This window comes from Blautia sp. SC05B48 (genome assembly GCF_005848555.1).
In the GTDB taxonomy this organism is placed as follows: Bacteria; Bacillota; Clostridia; order Lachnospirales; family Lachnospiraceae; genus Blautia_A.
Genome location: NZ_CP040518.1, coordinates 1,207,262 through 1,228,680 on the forward strand (window position 1 = coordinate 1,207,262; position 21,419 = coordinate 1,228,680).

The following is a 21,419-nucleotide window of genomic DNA, read 5'->3' on the forward strand; positions in this document are numbered from 1 at the left end:
TAGAATTGCTGTGATTAGAGTCAGCTAACCAGCCAGTAATGCCATTCTACTCAGTGATTTTTTTTGTGTCAAATCCGGCAAAAAAGGTCAAAACAGGAGTTAAAAGTGGAAAAACAACCGGATATATCAGTGCTTTTTGTGGTTTTGCTGACAGCCTTTGCGACATTTTGGAGCATAAAAAAAGATACTGCGGATTATTCCGACTACATAAGAAACGGGGGTGAGCAGGATGCAGACCGATTCTACACAGGCCGCGCACGAATTAGGGGATGCTTCTTTTTATCTGCATGATTATCATTTTCGACAGGATAATCATAATGGAATCTGCACCTTGCAGCCGCAAAACAGACAAGGCTATGGAAATATCTATCAGGTTCAACCGACAGATGGATTATTCCTGTCAACCGGAAGCTGGATACCATACGCCTCAATGGAACGTAAATATGAGATCAATCAAAAGCTGGTGAAAATTTATTATTTGGAATCCGGCGGTGTTACCCTGATCCAGAATGGGCGGAAAGCCCAACCCATCACAGAGGGAATCCACCTTTATCTAAATAAGCCGTCACAAGGGCGAGTATTATATCAACCCAATATACCAATCAGCTATGCGTCAGTTTTGCTGTTTGAAGATTACATAGAGAAAAATCTGCAAGACCGTTTTACCCCGGACGATTTTGACTATGCAGAGGTTTATGATTGGAAAGCTTTTGATTATAATACCCCGGAAATTGGAACCCTGTTTTTGCAGATACGGGATAAACTGATTGCTGGCGAAACCTCCCGTCTTTACTACGAAAGCAAAGTGGGTGAACTGCTTTCTATTGTGGCAGGCAACTTTCATAAACAGCGACAGGAGATAGCATCTAAACACCAGTCTCTTTCCAAACAAGAGAAAAAGGCGCTGGAATCTGTACGTCTGGCTATTGAACAGAATATTTTAAACCCACCAGAACTCTCGCAGCTTTGCAAAATAGCAGCAATGGGACAAACTAAACTTCGAGAATCATTCAAAAAAATGTATGGTGTTCCTATTGGGACATACATTCGACAATCCAAAATGAAATATGCTTCACTGTTACTTAAAAAGAATGAATTATCAATTTCATCTATAGCCAAACATTTAGGGTATCAAAACGCAAGTAAATTTTCTAGCGCTTTTAAAAACTATTTTAATCAATCGCCTGAAATTTACCGAAAAAATAATTATAATATGCGTAAAGATTAGAATCACTTGCCATTTTTTTAGAAATTTTTTAATTATATTATCACAAAAAAGAGGCGCTAAGTTTGCACCTCTTTTTATTGTAAAATTCATACTCATTCTCTAATTTGTTTTTAAAGGTAATCTAAACTATTGAATACGCTCTAAAAATCAACATATTAATTTTCAAAGTATACCATATCCCATGATTGTTCCGTTATTAATGCTATAGCTTCTCTGGTTCACGGCATTACTGGAGTTTCCTTCCACGGTATATACGGTACTGCCTTCGGTTTTCTCCACGATTCCCACATGGTCTGAGGTTCCGTCCCCGTTCCAGTCAAAAAAGATCAGGGTTCCGGGTGCTGGGGAATATCCCCGGCTTTTCCACTTTCCCTTGCTCTGGAACCATGCGATTCCATCATCGCACAGGGAGAATTTTGGCATCTTGCCGCTCTCGATGAGTCCTGCCTGATCCCCACACCAGCTGGCAAAGCAGGCACACCATGCCACATGGCTGTCAAAGCCATACCACGACCAGAACTTCTGGCCTCCCTCATTTCCAAGCTGGGTAAGTGCCACCGATACGATCTGGCCGTTGCCTCCAAACAGGCCGGCAAACAATCCGCCGCTGGAATAATACCGCAGGACATGTGGGACGTACTCTGGGTCGCCATAGGCACTCCATCCGTGCGAAGCCGCCTGCTCGTTGGAAAACTGCAGGGCATTTTCGGCACTGTAACCGCCATACTTCCGTATCGCCCACGTTATGTATCCGTTGCCGTAGTTATATCCTTGCAGGGACAGTTTCAGCTTATCCATATCCTGTGGACTGGTGCATCCGGCTTCCTTCAGGCAGTCTGCATAATACTGGATTCCTACCTGTATGGAGTAATCTGCGTCCTGGATGGCATTGGGACTGTTGGAGTACCTGGTGTTGTATGGGCACTCACTGCTCTGCATGGGATCGGTTCCCCGGCCGCCGGATTCCTGCATCATGATCGCCTGTATCACGGAAACGTATTCGGGGATTCCGTACTGGTTGGCATATTTCTGGATAGCTGTTGTATAGGAAAGGACTTCCTGACTCAATGCTTCGTTGCTCTCTGAGCTTCCTGAAAATGCCGCACCGCCAATGATTCCGACCATGATAACCAATAAAAGAACGATAACTGCTCCGGCGGCTCCCAGTGCAGCCATCATGGACTGCACGGTTTTCGCTGCCGCTTCCACGGCGGCTTTGGCTGCCTTGAAGGTATTCTGCCCTGCCCTTGCCGTTTTCTGCATCCGGCGGACGTTATTGGACGTCTGCATGGCAGCTTTCTTCGCCGCCTGCTTCGCTGCCCTTCGTTCCATCTGCTTCTGCATCCGGGCTGTCAGGGCGTTGGAGCTGGCCGCACGGAGCTTCTGCTCTGGCTGGACGCTGATCTTCGCAGACTGGGGAGCCGTCTTGATGATACGCTTCTGTATGGTTTTCGGCTCCGGCTGTTTCCTTGGTTTTTCTTTAATCCGAATGGTTTCCGGCTGTTTCTGTCGGATGGCGGTCTGCCTTACTGTATCTTTTGCTTCCTTCTTCTGGCTCTGTTCTCGGATGGAGAGCTGCTTCATTTCTGCTATTTCCTGTCTGTTCTGGATTCTTGGTGTCTCCCTGGCAGCCCGGATCTTCTGCTCTTTCGTTTTTACGGCATCTGAAACCACCTTTTGCCGCTGGGCTTCCTGGATCTGTACTTCCCGGATCTGTGCTTCCTGAGCTTCCCGGCTGGCAGGATTGGCGGTCTGTGTGTCCCCTGTTCCTCTGGCGGTTTCTTTCTCCGCTTCTTTTTTGCCAGCGGCTCTCTGTTTGATCTTCTCGTAGGAAGTCTGTGCTGCTGTCTTTCCGGCTCTGGTTACAGTTCTGCCAGTCTTTCTGGCAGCCCATTCCTCTGCGGATGCGACTTTTCCACTGGCATACTCGGATGGGGACTGTTCCCCCATGTCATTATCCCTGGCATTTGCAATGGTCTGGGACTTTTCCTTGCTCTCCAGTATGGCCGTCCGCATCAGCTCCTTCGGGATTCTGGAGGCAGGATTTTTAGTCTTTGGTTTTGTTGTGACTTCTTTGGTTTTGATATCCTTCATCTCTCACCTCCAGTCCCGATCTGTACTGCTCTTACGCTTCGCCCGGCTTGGTCGTCATCAGACGGTACAGCTTTGTATTTCTTGGGAACGAATTTTCAAACGGCACCAGATTCCCGGAGCAGCGGATCAGACCGTGTCCGGCACCCACATTGGTGATGTAGGATAACTGGTTATCCGAGATATTCAGAAGTGCCGCAAGCTCGTCCCGGTCGGTGGTTGCCTGATTCAAAAGGATTAGGAATTCACTGTTTGCCAGCATCAGGCGGGCGGTATCGGATTTCAGAAGTTCTTCCACGTTCTGTGTAAGCCCGGTCACAAATCCCGAATACTTACGGATACGCTTGTACAGGCGGTAGAAAAAGTCTGCACTGTATTCATAGCGGAACAGCAGATAAAACTCATCCGCAAAGATCCATGTCGTTTTCCCCTTCTTCCAGTTCTGGATCACACGGTTAAAAATGGAATCCAGTGTGACCAACATTCCAAGGGGCATCAGCTGTTCGCCCAGCTCCCGGATGTCATAGTCGATGATACGGCTCTTCGTATTGACATTGGTTTCCTGGGCAAAGGTGTTCAGGCTTCCGTTAATAAACAGTTCCGAAGACAATGCCAGCCCTCTGGCTTCTTCCTCCGGCTGGAGCATGAGCTGTCGGTACAGATCCTTCAAGGTCGGCACCTGCCCTTGGTATCCACCCCTCATATAATCCCGGTACACATCTGCGGTACAGCGGTCAAGGATGGATTTCTCCTTTGCTGAAAGGTTTCCGGCTCCTACAAGCTGCTCAAAGAGGGATAGGATAAATTCTGACTTTTCAATCAGAGGGTTACGGTCATTGCCATAGGCGGAGTCCATGTCCAGTGCATTCAGATGGGTATCGGAGGTTGCCGAAATCCGGATGACCTCGCCGTTTAAGGCTTCCACCAGTGAAGCAAACTCGGACTCCGGATCAAGGATGAGGATGTCATCTTCCGTGGAAAGGGCAAGGTCTACGATCTCTTCTTTTGCCGAGAAACTTTTTCCAGAACCGCTGACTCCCAGTCGGAAGGAATTTCCATTTAACAGCTTTCTTCGGTCTGCCACCAGCATATTTTTGCTGACTGCATTCTGCCCATAATAAATGCCGCCCGGCTGCATGATCTCCTGTGTATGGAACGGAATCAAGACGGCAGTGGACTCTGTGGTAAGGGTACGCACCGCATCGATCTTCCGCAGACCATACGGCAGGACGGTATTCAGTCCATCGACCTGTTGCCATTTCAGGGTTGCCATCTGGCAGAGGTGTTTTCTTGCAATGGAATACAGGGTTTCCGTATCAGAATCCAGTTGTTTCTTGCTTTCTGCCATATGTACCATTGTCAGGATACCGAACATCATCCTCTGGTCCCTGGTAGTCAAGTCGTCCAGCATCTCCTTGGTTTCTTTTCTCTGAAGCTCCATATCATAGGGAACCACGGCGGAAAAATTATTGTTTGCATTCTGGCGTCTCTGCCAGTTCGTTACGTTGGTCTCTACGCCCAGCAGTCGGTTCTGGATCTCACGCACTGCTTCATCTGTTGGTACCGGGATGATGTCAATAGACAGCATCAGATTCCTGCCAAGGCTGCACAGTTCGGAGATCATCTCGTCTTTCACATAGCTGGCGTAATCTTCCATAAAAAGGACTCTGCCGTACTGCTCGCCCAGCTTGAAATGGTCGTTGTGGAACTCCATCGTGTCCGGGCAGATCCAGTCCTTGAAGCTGTGTCCATTTTTCGCAAAGGCTTTCATGTCAAACGGAAAGCTCTGCGGAACGTCTGCCTTGAAAAAGTCCCGGAAAATCTGGAGCCTCTGTTCTGCATCCAGCTCTTCCCCGATGGAGGACAGCTTGGCCAGATGGGTGATGATATCCGTTCCCACACGGGCGAAGTATGTCCTGGCTTCATCGATGTTCTTCTTGTGGACGCTGACGGTCAGATAGCGTTCCTGGTAAATGCTGTTGTTGGTACCGGAGATCTTGGAAAGGAGCATATCGTTATACTCTTTCCGGTACTCGTCCAGTCCATCTCCTTTCATTGGAATCAGCAGGGACTGCTCAAACTCTTCCTTGTTGATCTTACGGTTGTTCAGGGTAATCTTCGCCGTACAGCCGGAATCCAGTGCATTTAAAAGTTCAGAGTAGTCCAGGAACATCTCTGTCTTATCCGCTTTGCTGGCAATGGAATAGTTGATATCCGTAAACCGGAATGTCCGGGAATACTTGCTCTCCACCTGAAAAATACCGTCCGGCCAGATCTTGCGGATCGGGATCGCCTGCTGGACAGACCCCGGTACTTTGAATTTTTCTTTGTCCTGTTTCAGTGTCTGACTCAGGGTTTTAATCAAAGGCATCACCCCTTCCTCCTAGCTTCTTTGGTTTCTTCTGTTTCGTCCGCTTCTTCACCAGAAGCTCCGCTCCGTTTCCCATCATCTTTTCACCCAGCCGCAGGCTCTCTTCCATGCAGGAAAAGTACAGGTTCTCTGATTTGAATACCAGCCGTTTCGGGTACAGCAGTTCGGATTTGATGACTGCCCATGCGAACTGTTCTGCCGTCATGCCGTGGTAACGGAAAAAGCCGCAGGCTGCAAAGGGAGCCGCCCCAAGTACGCACAGCCATCCGGTTACCTGTTCCCCGGCATATTTCCGGGTGACAAAATAGATTCCAAGGGCTGCCAGGATCGCCAGTACCGAAAATAAGCACTGCCGGAAGCTTAAGCCCCAGAACATTGACTCCTGATAGTCTCGGATTTCTTTATTCATTTTCACTTCCATGTTGTTTTCTACCTTTCTCTTTGTAATCTCTGTTTTTTCTTTTGTTTCTGTTTTGGTACATCCCTTTGCCGGATGCCATTTCTTTCCATAAATCTTTTTGTTCCTTCCGGATCAAGCTCTGCCAGTTTTTTCAGGTCGAATGCAACCCTCTGGAAGATGCAGTAACCGGAGGATGCGGTATCCGGCTGTATCGTTCCCAGCTTATGCTGCTTTATAAAACGAAGCTTTTCTTTGCTGAAATTGTGGTCGATATAGGCTTCATTGATACCGCCCAGCGGAGCAAAAGGCAGGTTTACCGTAAGGTCTGCAAAGCTTTCCGGGTATCCATCTTCCATATGGTAAAGCCCGATATAGAGATTGTCATCGCTCATGTAACTGTCTACCCTGAGAAATAATTCCTCCCGGCCATACTGCCAGTCGTAGCTCAGTGTCTTTGGTTCTTCCATTTTTTTCGCCTCCTATAATCCCATGATTTCTTTTACGATACGGTCGGATGCCTTGACTGCCCCGACCAGTACCAGCAGGTTAAATACCAGTTCCCCGACGTAATTCCAGACAATGGTCACGGCGGACAGGCTGGTGTCCCCGATGGCCGGCGGACTTGATGCAAACACCGAAAAGATGATGCAGGCCAGTGCGATGATGGCTCCTTCCAGACATACCCCGGCGTAGGAACGGATAAAGTTCTTTCCTACAGACTGGGTTGGCTCCCCGGCAAAGGTTGCCAATGGAATCGGTGCGATGGCTGTGTACATATACAGCTTAAACATTCTCCCGTATACAGTCAGAATCATGACAAATGACAATACCGTAATCAGCAGGCTTCCTAATAAAGTTACGATCCACAAAGGGATAGATTCCAGCATCCCCACCGCTTCGATCTTGTCCACGATCTCCGAGGGCAGCTCCGTTACAGTTCCACCCGCCATCCCGGAGTGGGACATGATATTTGTTACGATGCCCTGCACAATGGAAAAGATCGCGGTCAAAAGCTCCATGCCGGACATGACGGCTCCCTGTGCCAGTGCAAAACGGATAAAGGCTTTCACTACATGTTCCGGCTTTTTCATATCCGTGAAGCTCCCACAGGTTTTCACAAGCCCCGCCGCAAAGAACAGAACCAACAGGCCGTACCCGATGGCTTTCAGTCCACCGTTGATGTTCGTCATCACGCTCCAGATCGCCCCGCCCTTGAAATTCTCCGGGCTTTGCGTCAGCAGTGTCCAGATCTCAGCCAGCTTGTCGCTCCAGGTCTGCAAGGCAGAATTTAGATTCTGTACGATCCAGTTATCACTCAAACAGTTTCACCTCCCATCCTCAAAAGTGAGCAGGGAGCCGGCATTTCGCATGGCTCCCCTTCTGGATTCTTCTCCTATCCCATGATCAGGTCCAGGATCTCTTTTGCAAAGGTAATGATGATACCGCCTGCCAGTGTCAGAAATCCGTTTGCCCTCTGGCTTGGATCGTGGCTCTTTAAGGACAGACCGACCTGCACGATACCAAATCCCAGCAGGATCAGGCCAATGGCGCGGATCAGGGAAAAGATAAACGTGGATAGGTTATTGACTACGGTCAGCGGATCGCCTGCGGCATAAACGCAGGTCGCCCCAATGCAGATCGACAGTACCGTAACTGCATACAGAGCAAACAGTTTCTTCTGCCCTCTCTTCATCTTCAGCGGTGCGGTCTCTTTCCTGATTTCTGTGTGTTTCTTATTTTTCAGTAAATTCATTGGCATTCCTCCCATCAAAAAAGCTCCCCGATGATGTCCTCATCCAGAAGCAGTTCGTAATCGTCATATCTTGTTTCGTCAAATGTAAAATCGTCATGCGCCAGCGGTGCTTTCGCATAATTGAACGGGCCGGCACCTCCGTCCTCGGTATACCGGATGTTGGGATGCTTCATCAGGTCATACTTGGCATCCAGTATGGGCCGCTCCCCGCGGATAAACAGAAGTGCATTCTGGTTATCCAGCATACGGACTTCATCCGGCTGTAACAGCTCCCTTCCGCTCTGCTGGAAGTTGGTGGAGTAGCTACCGGATTTTCCTTTGGTCTGCCCGTAGGTGTTGGTGTCTATGGTTTCTTTCCCCAGTAATTCTGATACATATTTGTGTGTCTCTTTTTCATTGCCGCCCAGGTACAAAAACTCATCATGAGGTAAGGTTCAGCTCATCCTTTGCAGGACTTGCGTCCCCTCCCTCCCAAACCGCACGTACACCTCTCGATGTATACGGCTTTCCGCTTATTATATTTACGGTATTAAGAATGAATCAGTTTATGACATTCAGGGCATACCACAAGAGTTTTCCGTCTCCTTTTGCGCATAAGGAGTACCCACTCCGCATTGCCCTTTAAGTCTTTTAGTTTCTTTACTTGATGGATTTCCAGATTTCTGCAATCCTTTCCACAAAGTTCACAGGTATGGCGTTCCACTCTCTGTTTCAGAGTGTTGGTTTTAGCGTATTTTGAGAACTGCGGAAGTTCGCTCACATTGTCAAACTTCGTAGCTGATTCTTTTCGCTTAAACCCGTCTCTGTAAAAGGTCGTGATTTTCCTTCCTGCTCTGGTATCGTATGCGATTGTAAACAGACCTCCAACACAATATCTGCGCTTGATTTCGTGAACATTTGTTTTATACTTACAGGCAAATGTCTTGTACATACTGTACTTCATAAGATTGGCAAATCTGCCTATCTTGAAGGAATCATTTGCTATGGCATAATAGTTGTAAAGTCCACGAACTTCCGCATTATATCTTGCCAGAATCTCTATATCGCTTTGATTTACCAGTTTTCCTCTGTGTAGGGCTACAAATCTTTCTTTTCCGTTTTCGTTAATCTTGATTTTGATTGCATGATATTCCAGTAACTTTCCCACCCATTTTTCTCTGGGTACAAGTAATTTCACCACTCCTGCATTGCTTCTGATTTTGTATCCTCCTGCGGATTTCTTTAAATCCTGACTTCTGGATACCGTAATGTCATAGCCTAAAAATCTGGCTCTGTCTCCTGTATGCGTAACTTTGGTTTTGGTTTCGGACATTTCCAAATCCAGTTCTTCCCTGAGAAATCTGCCGACGTCAGCTTTCATCTGTTCTGCGTCCGCTTTGCTCCCAATTACTCCAATGATGAAATCATCAGCGTATCGGGTGTACTGAATCCGTTTATACGTCTCATCCAAAGGTTCGGTCGGAGTTAGCTGTCGTGTTTGCTTTTCAAGCATTTTCAAATGTTTATTGCGTTCCCAGCGTTCTTCTGGAGATAAATCCGCCCACTTCTTTTTGCCCATACATCTATAATAGGATGCCTTTTTGACAACTTTCTTGTAGTCGGAGTTCATTTGTTTCTTCTTTCCTCGGTTATATTTCTGTGCATATTCCTCCATAAATTTATCTAATTCGTGAAGGTACACATTTGCAAGCACTGGACTGACACCTGAACCCTGCGGTACTCCGCTGTATGTCCGATTGTACGTCCATTGCTCCATATAGCCTGCTTTTAGAAATTTCCAGATGAGTTGTAGAAACATTTCATCATCAATACGTTTTCTCAGCAATCTGATGATTGTGTGGTGATTAAAACTGTCGAAGCAGGCGTGTATATCGCCCTCAACAAACCAGTTCGTTCCCGTAAAGGTTTTCTGTATCTGGTATAATGCTGTCTGACAGCTTTTGTTTGGTCTGAACCCATGAGATGTTTTCTTAAACACAGGCTCATAAATGCTTTCTAAAATCATCTTCACTACTTCCTGCACCAGTTTGTCATTGCCCGACTGGATTCCCAACGGACGCTTTTTATTACTGTTTTTCTTAGCAATATATTCCCTGCGTGCAGGTTTTGGCAGGTAACTTTTATCTCGCATGGATTCAATAATCCTTTGGATTCTTTCGTCACTCATGCCATCAATAGTAGTTCCATCTGCACCGGCAGTCATACTGCCTGTGTTTGCATATATGTTTTTATATGCAAGCCAATAGAACTCTGGATTGTACAGATTCCGATATAATCTTTGAAACCTGTAAGATTCATTCTTTGACTTTTCCGTCAAACTACTTAATACTTGGATTGGATTTCTCAATGCCTCTCGCACCGTCCTTTCATATCGTATTAGTAAATAAGCTGCTCCCCTTCGCCATGTGAACGTCATTAACGTCTCAGACTACTATGGGAGCTGTGTGACCATGCCCGTTACCAGGTTTAGGTCATCCCCAGTTAGTATTTATGGAATTAGCGTTTCGTGTTGTCGGCACCGACTTTCGCCATTTACCCGCTGTCTTGCGGTTGTCCTTCCATGAGTATCGCTTGCTTTCATAACTGCGAAATGAAACCAACATGGAATAGCATACGTTTCAATCCTTTTCGTATGCGGAGTGCGGATTCCCCCACTCTGGCTATCGTTCAGGCAGTTTAGCTTTGTACCTCATACACGAATTTTTATTCTTGAATTTTCAGATACACAGGATTAGTACCTTATCATTCAGGCTTTTATCCATTGACAAAAGCGACAACATGCTACACTCCCCTTCGGGTTTCCCCTCTCGGATAAGTTGTAGAATAATAGGCTGTGATTTTTCATCACTTGATACTTTTACCTACTGCTTGCTAAAGGCAGTATTCCATAAATACCACGCCGCCGAATTTATAATGCGCTGGCGACTTCTGGGCGCACGCAGTTGCCCACCAGACTTTCCCAGGAGTCCTTGAACAGAGCCTTTAGCTGGCTCATGTTCTGGATGATGATGCTGCAGTAAATGGAACGGGAACGGCAGGTTGCCAGGATCTTCTCAAACTCATTTGGCAGGGATACGTTTGGAAACTCATCCATGATGCAGTTGACCGGAACCGGGAGGGCACCGCCATGCACACGGTCCGCCATGTAATAAAGCGTCTGGAAAAGCTGGCTGTAGATCATGCCTACCAGATAATTCAAAGAGGTGTCTGCATCCGGGATACAGCAGAAAAGGGCAACTTTTCTTTCTCCCATACTGGAAAGATCCAGTTCATCAGTATTGGTCAGCTTGGCGATCTGCGGCAGATTGAAGGCTGCCAGCCGGACACCTACACTGATCAGGATGGACTTGGCGGTCTTTCCTGCCGCCTGCTTGTAAATGTGATACTGCTTGACGGCAATGCTGTCCGGGTCCCGCATCTCCAGACGATCAAACAAAATATCCAGAGGTGATTCGTAATCCTCGTCCTCTTCCTTTACCTGGGCAGAACCTAACATCTCCATAATCATGGCAAAGTTCTGTTCTTCCGGCGGAGCTTCGTGAAGCAGGTACAGCATCAGTGCCTGAAGCAGTGCTGTCTCGCTCTTCTCCCAGAATGGATCGGAGGACTGGGAACCTTTGGGTGTGGTGTTTTGTATCAGATTGGAAATGAGACGGAGTACGTCTTTGTCATCATGGACGTACTCGAACGGATTGTAACAAAAAGATGTGTCGGGATTGATAAGGTCAAAAACACGCACCTCATATCCCTTCTTTTCCAGCAGGCCGCCTGTCTTTCGAAGCAGTTCGGCTTTCGGATCGGTGATGACCATCGAACAGCAGCACTGCATGATGTTCGGCAGAGCAAAGCCTCTGGATTTTCCTGCACCGGAGCCTCCCACCACGAGAATGTTAAGACATCTGCGGTGCTTGTGGGTGTCCAGGCTGATGCGGAAGTTCTGTGTCAGCAGGATGTTCTGGGAGTACGGCTTCTGGCTATATTTCTTACAGATCTGCCGGGCATCGCCCCATCTGGCAGAGCCATGTTCTTCCCCTCTGCGGTAGTTCTTCTGACTGGAATAAAAAATGCCGATCCCGGCTGCGTAAAGTAACGTGCAGACCAGCATCGACTTGATGGTGTATTCCGTATAATGAAACTGGAAGGGATGGTTCAGCTTTTCTGTGAGAACCTCCATCAGCTCGAAAAGATTCCTGCCCGGCTGGATGGCATCCGCAAGCAGGATTGCTACCCACCAGATGACAGGCAGTCCGGCAAGCCAAATCACCCAGTCTGACTTCCGGCTGTTTGTTACCGGGATGGCTGCTGTTTGGGCCTCTCTGCTCTTGGCAGGTCCGTAATGTGGAAGCTGTCCACTCCCGGAACGAGGGCAAGGCTGCTTCCATTCTCCCAGTTTACGTGGATCTGCCCTGCATCGTCTACCATATCCACCTTACCTTTTAAGCCGGGTGGCATGTGGCTCTCCCCCTCCATGCTGTTAAGCGTGACCTCGGTTCCCGGCGGATATCTTCTCCGCATGGCTTCTATTCTTTCTTGTGTCATATTTCTGTATATTTGTACCACATCCTTTCTTCATCTTCCCCTTCCACGGTATGGGCGGTATCTGGATTTCATGATCTTTAACAGGACGCTGTCGATCCCATCGGAATAGCGTCCGTTTTTCAGGTATGTGTCCCGGAGCTGGTTTAAGGCTTCCACGGATTTGCTGTGTTCGGCTTCTGTCAGGTAGAGCTTTCCCTCTTCCTGCTCTGCCAGCTTCAGAACCAGATCCCGTGTGGTATCCACCGGAAGCCCCTGTTCTTTTTCCTGCCGGAACACTTCCCGGAGTGCATGGATCAGCATGTGGTTCATGATCCGGTCCATCTTTACATATCGCATTCTTGTCATAGGCGAGCCTCCTTTTTTCCTCTTTTTTCTCAACCACAACATACCACACTTCCTCCCGGAAAGCTACTGCAAAAGAGCCGGAAAAGCCCCTTTTTATCAGCGTTCCGGAGACTTTTTACTCTTGGCAGGTTTCTCCGTTTTTTCCTCCGGGATGGCAAATTCATCGGTCATAAATTCCTGCTCGCTTTTGCCAAGGTTGCGGTCTACCTGCTTGCCAATGGAATAGGCTGCACTCTTTACATCCTGGATAAAGGAGCGGAGTTCTTTCGGATCTTTCTGTCCGAATGCCTGCATCTGGCATACCTTGTCAAAGGAAAAACCGGAGACATCCACGCCGTATTTCTGTGCTGTCACATACGCCGCACAATAGGCCTGTGCCGATACCCCTGCCCGGCTGTAGCTTCCATCGTGATGGTCAAGGGATGCACAGGCCAGCTCCCGGCTGATGGAATGGAACGTTGCATTTTCGCTCATGCCATTTCGGACATAGATCGTCCGCTTATTCGGGATGTACTGTGCCTGTACCTTATCCGGCAGATTGTCTGCGATCTGAATCCGTACCTCGCTGTCGGTCAGCAGTGCTTCCATCAGCTGGTCCATCGGCTTTGGCTCTGCCTCTTCTGGCTACTTGGTACGGATCTGGCTGATGTCATAGGCTTTCTGGATGGAGTACCCCTGCTGGATGACACCGTCCTTTTCATATTCCTGTCCGACAATGAAGTTGTATCCCTTGCTTCCGGTCTTGACTACCTTGCCTTCTTCCTTCCATTTTTCAAAGGTCTTGACCTGCCGGATCTCCGGATTCTGTGCATAAAGCAGGAACAGGTTGTCTGTCCTCTGCGGCTTGCACTGTCCCATAAAATCAAGGAATCCTTTTAAGGAGTCCCCATTCTGGAAGACCTCCTGTGCCTTTCCATCGATCATACCCCAGATTTCTTCCCTCTCCTGCTTTTTCTGTGCGGCATATTCTTCTTTCGATAACCGCTGGGCGGACTGCTCCTGCGAGTCCTGCCCTAAAAATTTTGTCAGGTCCATCTCCTACCTCGCTTTCACCTTTCGTTTCTTTCTTGCTTTCTTCTGCGTTTTCCTTGGTCCACGGTTCTTTTCCCGGCTCCGCTTCTGGGATTCCTCTGCTTTCTCCCGTTTGATGTTCTCCAGCTCCCGGCGGACACTGGGACGCTCCTGTTCCCTCTGCCCTGCATCAGTCCCTTTTTCCTGCCCGGTAGAAATATTTCTGCTGTGCAAGGAAGAGCCGGACAGATTCTCTTCCCCCTCTTCCTGCACCGGGATAAAATTTTCCGGTTCGGAAAACTCCTTTTCGGGATGATTCTGGTTCTTTTCCTCTTCAGAAAAGTCCATGTCACCGACCTGGAATGCTTCGTCCAGATCGCTGATTTCAAACTGCACCTCGCCCTCCGGCATCTGCACAGTTTCCTGTACTGCTTCGGTTTCCGGTGCTTCCATTCCGGCGGTTACCTCATGGACAGCTTCCCCGACTTCGCTCCTTACAAAATCAAGGTTCATCTTATCCATGACACGGTTGACTTTGGCTGCATCATCGGCAAAGACCATGACCTCGCTCATCTCCGGGTTCTTTTTATCCCGGATGATCACATAGAGCAGTCCTCGTTTCCTGCCCTCACTGCAGAATTCACGCAGGCGGTCAGATGGCACAGTGAAGAACTTCAATGGCTTGTTCTCCTTTAACATCCGCACCATTCTGGTCTTGCCCCTCGTTTTCTTCTGGTCTTTTAATACGGCGGCAACAAATACCGCCAGATGCTTTGCCAGCGTACCCGAAAGCCTGAGCCCGTGGTCCACGCCGTCTAGGGAATACCGGACGATCTGGTCCGCCGCATCGCCTCCATAATTCATGTTGTTCACCTGCTTTCTGTTCTCGGTTTTCTGTTTTTCTCCGTCTGTTCTTCTTCCTGTCTCTGGATCTGCTCTGCCAGACGCATCTTTTCTTCCATCTCCTGGGACTGCTGTTCGATCCGGATACAAATGCGGATATCCTTTCGAAGCGGCTTCAGTTCTTCGGTGATCTGACCGATCCTGACACTGTCCGGTTCGCTCCGGTAGAGCCGCTTCCGCTCTTTCGTGAGTGCCTGTACCCTCTCTTCCAACGATGTGCGGTAGGCGAGTAGCTCTTCACGGCTAGTAATCTGATGCTTCTGTAGAAATTCCATCTGCTCGATCCTGGCATCCAGTTTTCGGATGTCTGCCCGGAGCACCGGGGAGATCCTTTTCGGCTTCTGCTTTAGTGCACCCATCTGGTACAGATAGGAATAGTACAGGGCCTGTATCCCTTTTAACTTCTTTTTCGGGAATCTGGAATCTCCTTCTTTTCCAGCAGGTATCCTGCTCTTGGGCTGCAAGATCCACTGCCGGATGCTCTCTTCCGAGTAATGCTTCCCAAGGCTCCGCAGACGGATATACCGTTCCATCCCCGGTGCTTTTAATGCAATGTACTTCCGGTTCAGCTTCCACTGGTATCCCCTCTGCTTCATCTGTTCCAGAAACTGTTTCCATGTGAAGCTCTCTGCCACAGCATCCCGGATGTCCAGACGGATCGAGGTTCTCCAGGTCGGCTTTCCGTCCTGTTCTGCCATCCACTGTGCATAGGATTTCCCTTTGCCGTTTTTCGGTTCGATGACAGATAAGCCGTATTTCAGGCATAAGGCATCCGAAGCTTTCCGCACATCCTCATAGTAACTCCTGCTGTTGCTGTGGTACTTTTTCCCATCTTCCATGCTCACGGAATTAAACACGATGTGGTTGTGGTAATGCTCCGTATTCAGATGGGTGGTGATGACTGCTTCGTATTTTCCCTGAAGGAGCCTTTCTGCCATTTCCATGCCGATCTGGTGAGCAAGCTCCGGGGTGACTTCCCCTTTGACAAAGCTCTGCACCAGATGGTACCCCTGTACTCCGTCCATCTTGTGGTATCGTTTCTTCGTAGCTACCATATCTTGATAGGCAGTCTCACAGACGCAGCCGATGGCATCCTCAAAAACGGAACGCTCCGTCTTGTCCCGATTCATGGCGTAATCGATGGCTTCTTCCAGAGAGCCGGCACTCTGCCCTTTCTTGGTGGTCTTATCCTTGTTTCGGATGTACGTGATAGAATTGTCCAGACGGCTGACCGGGATGATACTGGTGTATGCCATCGGCTACCATTCCTCTTTGACCAGCCTCCATGTCTCTTTCGTCATGCGGAGCATTTCCCGGATACTCTCTTCCCCGGCCATCCCACAGCCGTTGGCTACATGGGCAAGCTGATTGGCGTTGTTGCACAGACCGGATATTTTCCGCAAAAGCTCCGTATGATGCTCACAGGGTCTTGCCCGGACTTCGCCACCCATGACAATGGAACGGATGTATTCCTCACGGGACAGGCCGCTTTTTTCTACCTGCTCTTCCAGAAAACGCAGCTCTTTTGCATTGAGGCGGACTGGTATCACATGGTTCCTTTTTCTCATCTCTTCACCTGCTTTCCAACGGGTTATTGGTTGCGTCATTACATTTCACGATTTTTCCAGATCAGGAAACCTGCCAGGACGCCGATGGCTACCGCTGCAGCAATGATCTTTTTCTTCATATGGGCCTCACCCCCTTTCCGATACCTGGCACAGCTCCATCGGGGCGAACATGATCCCTCTCTTTTCCATCTCTTTTGCGAATTCCAGGAGGTTCCATTTTTTCCCATCAATCATAGCAGAATCGGCATCCAGATAGTGGCAGGTGGATACGTTCCGCTCTCCATTTGGGGCATTCTGCACAAGGCTTTCCCCGTCTGCCAGACGGAACAGTTCCTCTCCCTGGCTGTTTACAAAACAGATGCACACGCCGTGGTCAATGATCTCCTTTGGTTTCATCCGGCACCGCTCCAGTGCCTCATCCTCACGTTTTCCAGCTATGAAAAGACACATTGCAAAAACGCCCATTACTCCTCCGGTCATTGTGCCAAGTATAAATCCCAACATTTTTTCGTTCTCCTTTCGTCTGTTTACGGCTCGGTATGGGGGATTGGGGTTCTCCCCAAAGTGCGTTTGGATATCCAAACGCTATGCTTGCAAAACCAGTCGCATCCGGTTTCGTCCCCTCTGAACCAGTCGTTTTTCTGAATCATTCATTTTCCTTGATTTTGCTCAACCCATCCAGTGTGGTACAGATGATATGGAGTCTGTCAGCCATGCTGATCTCCGTGTTCATCGTCCCGGTGGTCTCTTTTCCGCAGACAACCACCATCCTGCACCGCCTTAATATCTGGTGGGACATTCTCCGCATGGCCTGCATATCCTCTGCATCCCCGTCATCAAGGAATGGGGAAAAGCTGTACTGCGGGCAGATCGGCACATATCCCAGTTCGTAGATCTTCCGGCAGTACCGCTGTACTTTGGTCTTTCCTTCTTCTGCAGAACAGCAGACATAAGCAAGTGCCTGTTCCAATACGACCATCTCCTTTCCTGGCCGGACAGGTTTCCTCTGCCCGGCGTTTTTCCAAAAAGAAACACCCACAAAGCATTCCGCTCTGTGGATGTCTTGTGGACATCTGGATTCTTTTCTTCTCTTTTTCAGATGTCTGCCAGACATCCGGTTACTGTGGTTCTTTATTCTCTGCTTCTGCCCCGGCTTCCAGTGCGATACGGACACGGTCGCTTCCCAGCTTATAATATGCATCCGTCACTTCGATGCCGACTGCCTGATAGCCCGACTCTGTCGCCGCAAGGATGGTCGTGCCAGCTCCGGCAAACGGGTCTAAGATCAGGCCGCCCGGCTCGCAGATCTGGATGACATCCTTCATCAGCTGGAGCGGCTTTTCTGTCACATGGATGCGGTTCTGGGGATTCCCATAACGGAACACACCCGGAAGACAGGACACCGGGCGGTTGATTGGCATCGGACCGTTGCTTCCCCACACGATGTATTCTGCCTGCTGGCGAAACCTGCCTTTTTGCGGACGGGAATTTCCTTTGTCCCAGACTGCAGTTCCTCTCCAGATCCAGCCTGCCCACTGAAGGGCATCGGTGATAGACGGGTACTGTCTCCAGTCAATAAAAAGGCAGATCGGAGCCCCTCTCTTGCAGGCTTTCCGCACATCGTACAGCCATTCTGCCATCCAGTGGGTCCAGGAACGCTGATCCTTGTTATCCCCATCAAAGTCCGGAAGGGCATTCTCTGCTTTCATGCTACTATACTTCTGGTTGGTGGTGCGGTTGCGTTCATTCTGCTTGGTTCCCCCGGACGCATAGGGCGGATCGGTCACGACTGCATCAAAAATCCCCGGCTGGAATCCTTTTACCAGCTTTAAGGTATCCCCATGCAAGATACGCCAGTTCTCCCCTCCGGCAGACTCATCCGGCAGACAGTCCGGTTTTAAAAGATCTTCAAGTTTCAGGGTATTTCCCATAGGCATCATCCTTCCTCTTGCTTATTTCCCAGATTTCTCTGGAAGTGCTTCTATCTATGGAACTGCTCATCGGCAGGTATCCTCTTTTTTTGGTACTTCTTTTCTCGGTGTTCTGCGCTGTTCACGGTGATCCGACAGTTCGGTTTCCACATATTCGCTGATGATTCCCAGTGCTTCATAATAATTGCCACTCTTGTGGACACGGTCTGCCATCTCGTTGGCCTGTTCGGACATCCCGGCACATCTGAGCAATCTTGAGGCATCCCCAAGGATTGAGAAAATATTTCCGTCATGCCCTAAGAGCTTCAGCTTCGGACGGGACGGATTTGGTTTCGGCTGCTGTTCCTGCATCTCGTTTTCTGGTGCTTTCACCTGTATCTGGAAATCCGAGCCGGCACCGACATAGAAATGTAAGTATAATTCACCGCCGTCTACCTTGATCTCCCGTTGTTCCAGACTTTCTCCCCAGCCATCGCTGTACTGGCCTCTCAGATACTGCCCCACCACACGGTATTCCTCTGGTGTCAGATTCTCCCGGAGTGTCAAGTTTGCACAGCCATATAAAACACCATCCTGTTCTTTTACCGCCATTGTAATGCGTTCCACTTTTTCCATAATGTCCTTATTTCGGTCAAAATAATCAATCAGGTTGCATGGCTGGTTGTCAGGCATACCGAGCCGGTTGATCTCGTCAACCTTTTCTGCTATAGATGGCTGATACTGCACCAGGTCAGGTCCTTCCAATGGTTCCGCATCATCCAGATCCACAATATCTGAATAGTCCGGGATAAACTCTGCCATCAGAGGGGACAGCATTTCCACTTCTATTTTTTCTTTGATAGGCATCACCTCACTTCCTTTCTCTGCCGTTTCTCCGGTGTTCGGGCAGCCATCTTTGCCATATCTGCCCAGTCTGCCCCTTCGATCTCCGGCAGGTTCTCGATGATCCGATAGCTTCCCTCGTAGGCTTTTCGGATATGTTCACACGCCCACCGTCCGGCAAAGTCATTGTCGGTACATACTTCAATCTCGGTAATCTCCGGGTGCTGGGACAGAAAATGTTCCAGTGCCTGCGGCTTTTTCATACTCCGCTGGCTCTGCCCTTCTTTTGGTGCACTGATCCCGCCAAGCTCCAGACGGTACTTATCCCGGCTTCCCTGTTCCAGTGTCATGTGCGCCAGCACATCCACACAGGCTTCATAAACGGCAACCCGTCTGCATCCTGTTTGTGCCGGAACACAAAAAGCGTATGCCTTTTCGCTTCCAGCCTGTTCCATCTTAAAAGCCTTTCCGCTGGCATCGTAAATCCCACGCAGGAAAGCATATCTTGCCACCTGATTTTCGTCCCGGCCTACGAACACAGCATTGTGATAGGGCAGGCTCTCATAGAGGATTCCCAGATGAACACACTGCTGTAAGACCTCTCCACTGATTCCGCGCTCTTTCAGATATCGGAACACCCTGCGGCAGTCCGGGCTGGCTGGCGGCAGGACAAACAGCTTTTTGGGCTTTGTCTCCACAGGCGGAGGGATGTAGGTGGGATACTCATCTTTCAGCATTTGCACTGCCTCCAGAAAGGAACACCCATCTACATGGATCAGGAAATTTAAGGCACTGGTTCCCCCGATATCTCTGGATTTCCAGTGCCACTGGCTGGTGAGCTCGTTGATTTTAAAGCTATCGTGGTCTGTCAGCTCCCATTCATTTCTGACTGAAGATTTTTTCAGGCGGTTCGGCTGGTATTTCTTCAGGTACTCAATGGCGGTGATTTCCCTTGCCCGTTTGATCTCTTCTTCCGGAATCCACGGCATTACATCACGGTATCCCGGAGCTGCTCTGCCTTATCCGTTTTCTCCCACGGGAATTCCTTTCTTCCAAAATGCCCGAACACGGCACTCTGTCGGTAGATCGGCCGCTCCAGGTGCAGGGTGTCACTAATCTGGCTTGGGGTAAGCCCAAACACCAGAGGAATCGCAGCGGCGAGGCAGTCATCCGCACAAATCTTTCCGGTTCCAAAGGTATCCACCTGCACCATGACTGGCTGGGCAACTCCGATGGCATAGGCAAGGGATACCTGACATCGGCTGGCAAGTCCGGCAGCCACCATGTTTTTGGCGATGTAACGAGCCATATACGCCCCGGATCGGTCAACTTTGGAACAGTCCTTCCCGGAAAATGCACCGCCGCCATGCGGTACCAGACCACCGTAGGTATCCACCATCAGCTTCCTTCCGGTCAGTCCGGTGTCTGCATCCAGACCTCCGCACACAAATCTGCCCGATGGATTAATCAGGATCTTGGTATCCTCATCCGGCGGCAGCATGCGGAGTGCCGGGCGCAGCACTTTCTCCCGGATCTCATGCTCCAGCTTCCGAAGGGATTTTTCCTTTTCATGCTGACAGGACACAACGACCGTATCCAGACGGACAGGTCTGTCATCTTCGTATTCCACGGTCACCTGTGCTTTTCCGTCCGGCAGGATTCCCATGATATATCCGCTTCTACGGCTTGCAGACAGTTCTCTTACAATGCGGTTCGCCAGAACCACTGGCATCGGCATAAGCTGCGGCGTATCATCGCAGGCGTATCCCACCATGATTCCCTGATCCCCGGCTCCATTGGCAAGTCCGCTCTGAACAGAAACAGTTCCTGTCCTGCGTTCTCTGGAACGTTCCACTGCCCCGGCGATATCCGGACTCTGTTTGTGGATGAGGGCATCCATATGGATTCCATCTGCTTCATAGCCTGCACTCTCCAACACCTTTCTGACGATTTCAAACACCTGTGGCTCATATCGGCTGGTGATCTCTCCTGCCACAATGATGTTCCCTTTAGTAGCCAGCACTTCGCAGGCCACCTTGGAATTTTCGTCCTCTTTCAGACACGCATCCAGAATACTGTCTGCAATTAAGTCGCAGAGCTTATCCGGATGTCCTTCCGTTACGGATTCTGCTGTATAAAATCGTTTCATAATTATTACCATCCTTTCCAACGAGTCAAAACTCGCTGCTCGTTATAAACTAAATAGATCCAGCAGAAAGCACTCCTTTTTGGAACACTTCCTGCCGGATCTGGATTATGAGCTGTCTCACATTCTGCACTTTTCTAGTACGTTCAGACACTTTTTTCCACCTGAATACTACCAACACACACCCTTACATAATCCCCCTGTTTTGAACACTTCCCAGTCTGTGCGGTCATCATTTGTCTCATTTTCTACACTTTTTGGGGGCTTTCAGACACTTTTTGTTAGAGCATTCGCTGATATTCCGTAGAGTA

Annotated in this window: 20 protein-coding genes and 2 pseudogenes; 1 reads left to right on the top strand and 21 read right to left on the bottom strand. The window is 49.1% G+C overall.

The annotated features are described in order from the left end of the window. Nucleotides 1-229 precede the first annotated feature (229 nt). Complete coding sequence (locus EYS05_RS05485) at nt 230-1,228, top strand: helix-turn-helix transcriptional regulator (protein WP_117638850.1); 999 nt, start codon at nt 230-232, stop codon at nt 1,226-1,228. A gap of 162 nt (nt 1,229-1,390) precedes the next feature. On the opposite strand, the gene EYS05_RS05490 is transcribed toward EYS05_RS05485, so the two are convergent. From EYS05_RS05490 to metK, 21 genes and pseudogenes are all read right to left on the bottom strand, one after another. Beyond that, nucleotides 1,391-3,322 carry a lysozyme family protein gene (locus EYS05_RS05490; protein WP_138276777.1) on the bottom strand — a complete coding sequence of 644 codons (1,932 nt, stop codon included), beginning with the start codon at nt 3,320-3,322 and terminating at the stop codon, nt 1,391-1,393. A gap of 31 nt (nt 3,323-3,353) precedes the next feature. Continuing rightward, the gene (locus tag EYS05_RS05495; protein WP_330575611.1) at nt 3,354-5,684 is read right to left on the bottom strand and encodes a VirB4-like conjugal transfer ATPase, CD1110 family; all 2,331 of its coding nucleotides are present in this window, start codon (nt 5,682-5,684) and stop codon (nt 3,354-3,356) included. Next, nucleotides 5,677-6,111 carry a PrgI family protein gene (locus EYS05_RS05500; RefSeq protein WP_117889135.1) on the bottom strand — a complete coding sequence of 145 codons (435 nt, stop codon included), beginning with the start codon at nt 6,109-6,111 and terminating at the stop codon, nt 5,677-5,679. The genes EYS05_RS05495 and EYS05_RS05500 overlap by 8 nt, the downstream gene beginning before the upstream one ends. A gap of 8 nt (nt 6,112-6,119) precedes the next feature. Beyond that, the gene (locus EYS05_RS05505; RefSeq protein WP_015513380.1) at nt 6,120-6,557 is read right to left on the bottom strand and encodes a DUF4313 domain-containing protein; all 438 of its coding nucleotides are present in this window, start codon (nt 6,555-6,557) and stop codon (nt 6,120-6,122) included. 12 nt (nt 6,558-6,569) lie between these two features. Continuing rightward, a complete protein-coding gene (locus EYS05_RS05510; protein WP_008400038.1) occupies nt 6,570-7,409 on the bottom strand; it encodes a hypothetical protein in 840 nt (279 codons plus the stop codon). Between the two features lie 74 nt (nt 7,410-7,483). Further along, nucleotides 7,484-7,858, bottom strand: coding sequence for a hypothetical protein (locus EYS05_RS05515; protein WP_006428302.1), 375 nt, complete (start codon nt 7,856-7,858; stop codon nt 7,484-7,486). A 115-nt stretch (nt 7,859-7,973) separates the two neighbouring features. After that, nucleotides 7,974-8,265: pseudogene (locus EYS05_RS05520) on the bottom strand (type IV secretory system conjugative DNA transfer family protein); the annotation flags it as partial. A gap of 107 nt (nt 8,266-8,372) precedes the next feature. Next, nucleotides 8,373-10,190: a reverse transcriptase/maturase family protein gene (locus EYS05_RS05525; protein WP_055057444.1), complete on the bottom strand. Its 1,818-nt coding sequence runs from the start codon at nt 10,188-10,190 to the stop codon at nt 8,373-8,375. 561 nt (nt 10,191-10,751) lie between these two features. Beyond that, complete coding sequence (locus tag EYS05_RS05530; protein WP_055057445.1) at nt 10,752-12,107, bottom strand: VirD4-like conjugal transfer protein, CD1115 family; 1,356 nt, start codon at nt 12,105-12,107, stop codon at nt 10,752-10,754. A 23-nt stretch (nt 12,108-12,130) separates the two neighbouring features. Beyond that, a complete protein-coding gene (locus EYS05_RS05535; RefSeq protein WP_015513377.1) occupies nt 12,131-12,382 on the bottom strand; it encodes a DUF4314 domain-containing protein in 252 nt (83 codons plus the stop codon). A gap of 30 nt (nt 12,383-12,412) precedes the next feature. Then, the gene (locus EYS05_RS05540; protein WP_015513376.1) at nt 12,413-12,727 is read right to left on the bottom strand and encodes a hypothetical protein; all 315 of its coding nucleotides are present in this window, start codon (nt 12,725-12,727) and stop codon (nt 12,413-12,415) included. A gap of 96 nt (nt 12,728-12,823) precedes the next feature. Continuing rightward, nucleotides 12,824-13,762 (bottom strand): annotated as a pseudogene (locus EYS05_RS17985) (ArdC-like ssDNA-binding domain-containing protein). A 3-nt stretch (nt 13,763-13,765) separates the two neighbouring features. Then, nucleotides 13,766-14,602, bottom strand: a complete 837-nt coding sequence (locus tag EYS05_RS05550; RefSeq protein WP_008400044.1) for a PcfB family protein — start codon at nt 14,600-14,602, stop codon at nt 13,766-13,768. Nucleotides 14,603-14,607: 5 nt separating this feature from the next. Further along, nucleotides 14,608-15,897 carry a relaxase/mobilization nuclease domain-containing protein gene (locus EYS05_RS05555; RefSeq protein ID WP_008400045.1) on the bottom strand — a complete coding sequence of 430 codons (1,290 nt, stop codon included), beginning with the start codon at nt 15,895-15,897 and terminating at the stop codon, nt 14,608-14,610. Nucleotides 15,898-15,900: 3 nt separating this feature from the next. Beyond that, nucleotides 15,901-16,209: a plasmid mobilization protein gene (locus tag EYS05_RS05560; protein WP_019162193.1), complete on the bottom strand. Its 309-nt coding sequence runs from the start codon at nt 16,207-16,209 to the stop codon at nt 15,901-15,903. A gap of 126 nt (nt 16,210-16,335) precedes the next feature. Then, entirely contained in the window at nt 16,336-16,713 is a 378-nt protein-coding gene (locus tag EYS05_RS05565) for a DUF3789 domain-containing protein (RefSeq protein WP_025577043.1), read from the bottom strand. Between the two features lie 142 nt (nt 16,714-16,855). After that, nucleotides 16,856-17,179 carry a DUF7768 domain-containing protein gene (locus EYS05_RS05570; protein WP_019162195.1) on the bottom strand — a complete coding sequence of 108 codons (324 nt, stop codon included), beginning with the start codon at nt 17,177-17,179 and terminating at the stop codon, nt 16,856-16,858. A gap of 148 nt (nt 17,180-17,327) precedes the next feature. Continuing rightward, nucleotides 17,328-18,140 (bottom strand): DNA-methyltransferase, encoded by an 813-nt coding sequence (locus tag EYS05_RS05575; RefSeq protein ID WP_227211274.1) that lies wholly within the window; start codon nt 18,138-18,140, stop codon nt 17,328-17,330. A gap of 66 nt (nt 18,141-18,206) precedes the next feature. After that, complete coding sequence (locus tag EYS05_RS05580) at nt 18,207-18,986, bottom strand: hypothetical protein (RefSeq protein ID WP_243119238.1); 780 nt, start codon at nt 18,984-18,986, stop codon at nt 18,207-18,209. After that, nucleotides 18,986-19,951 carry a DUF3991 domain-containing protein gene (locus EYS05_RS05585; protein WP_117889128.1) on the bottom strand — a complete coding sequence of 322 codons (966 nt, stop codon included), beginning with the start codon at nt 19,949-19,951 and terminating at the stop codon, nt 18,986-18,988. Before EYS05_RS05585 ends, EYS05_RS05580 begins: the two co-directional genes overlap by 1 nt. Next, entirely contained in the window at nt 19,951-21,111 is a 1,161-nt protein-coding gene (gene metK, locus EYS05_RS05590) for a methionine adenosyltransferase (protein ID WP_138276778.1), read from the bottom strand. Before metK ends, EYS05_RS05585 begins: the two co-directional genes overlap by 1 nt. Nucleotides 21,112-21,419: the final 308 nt, after the last annotated feature.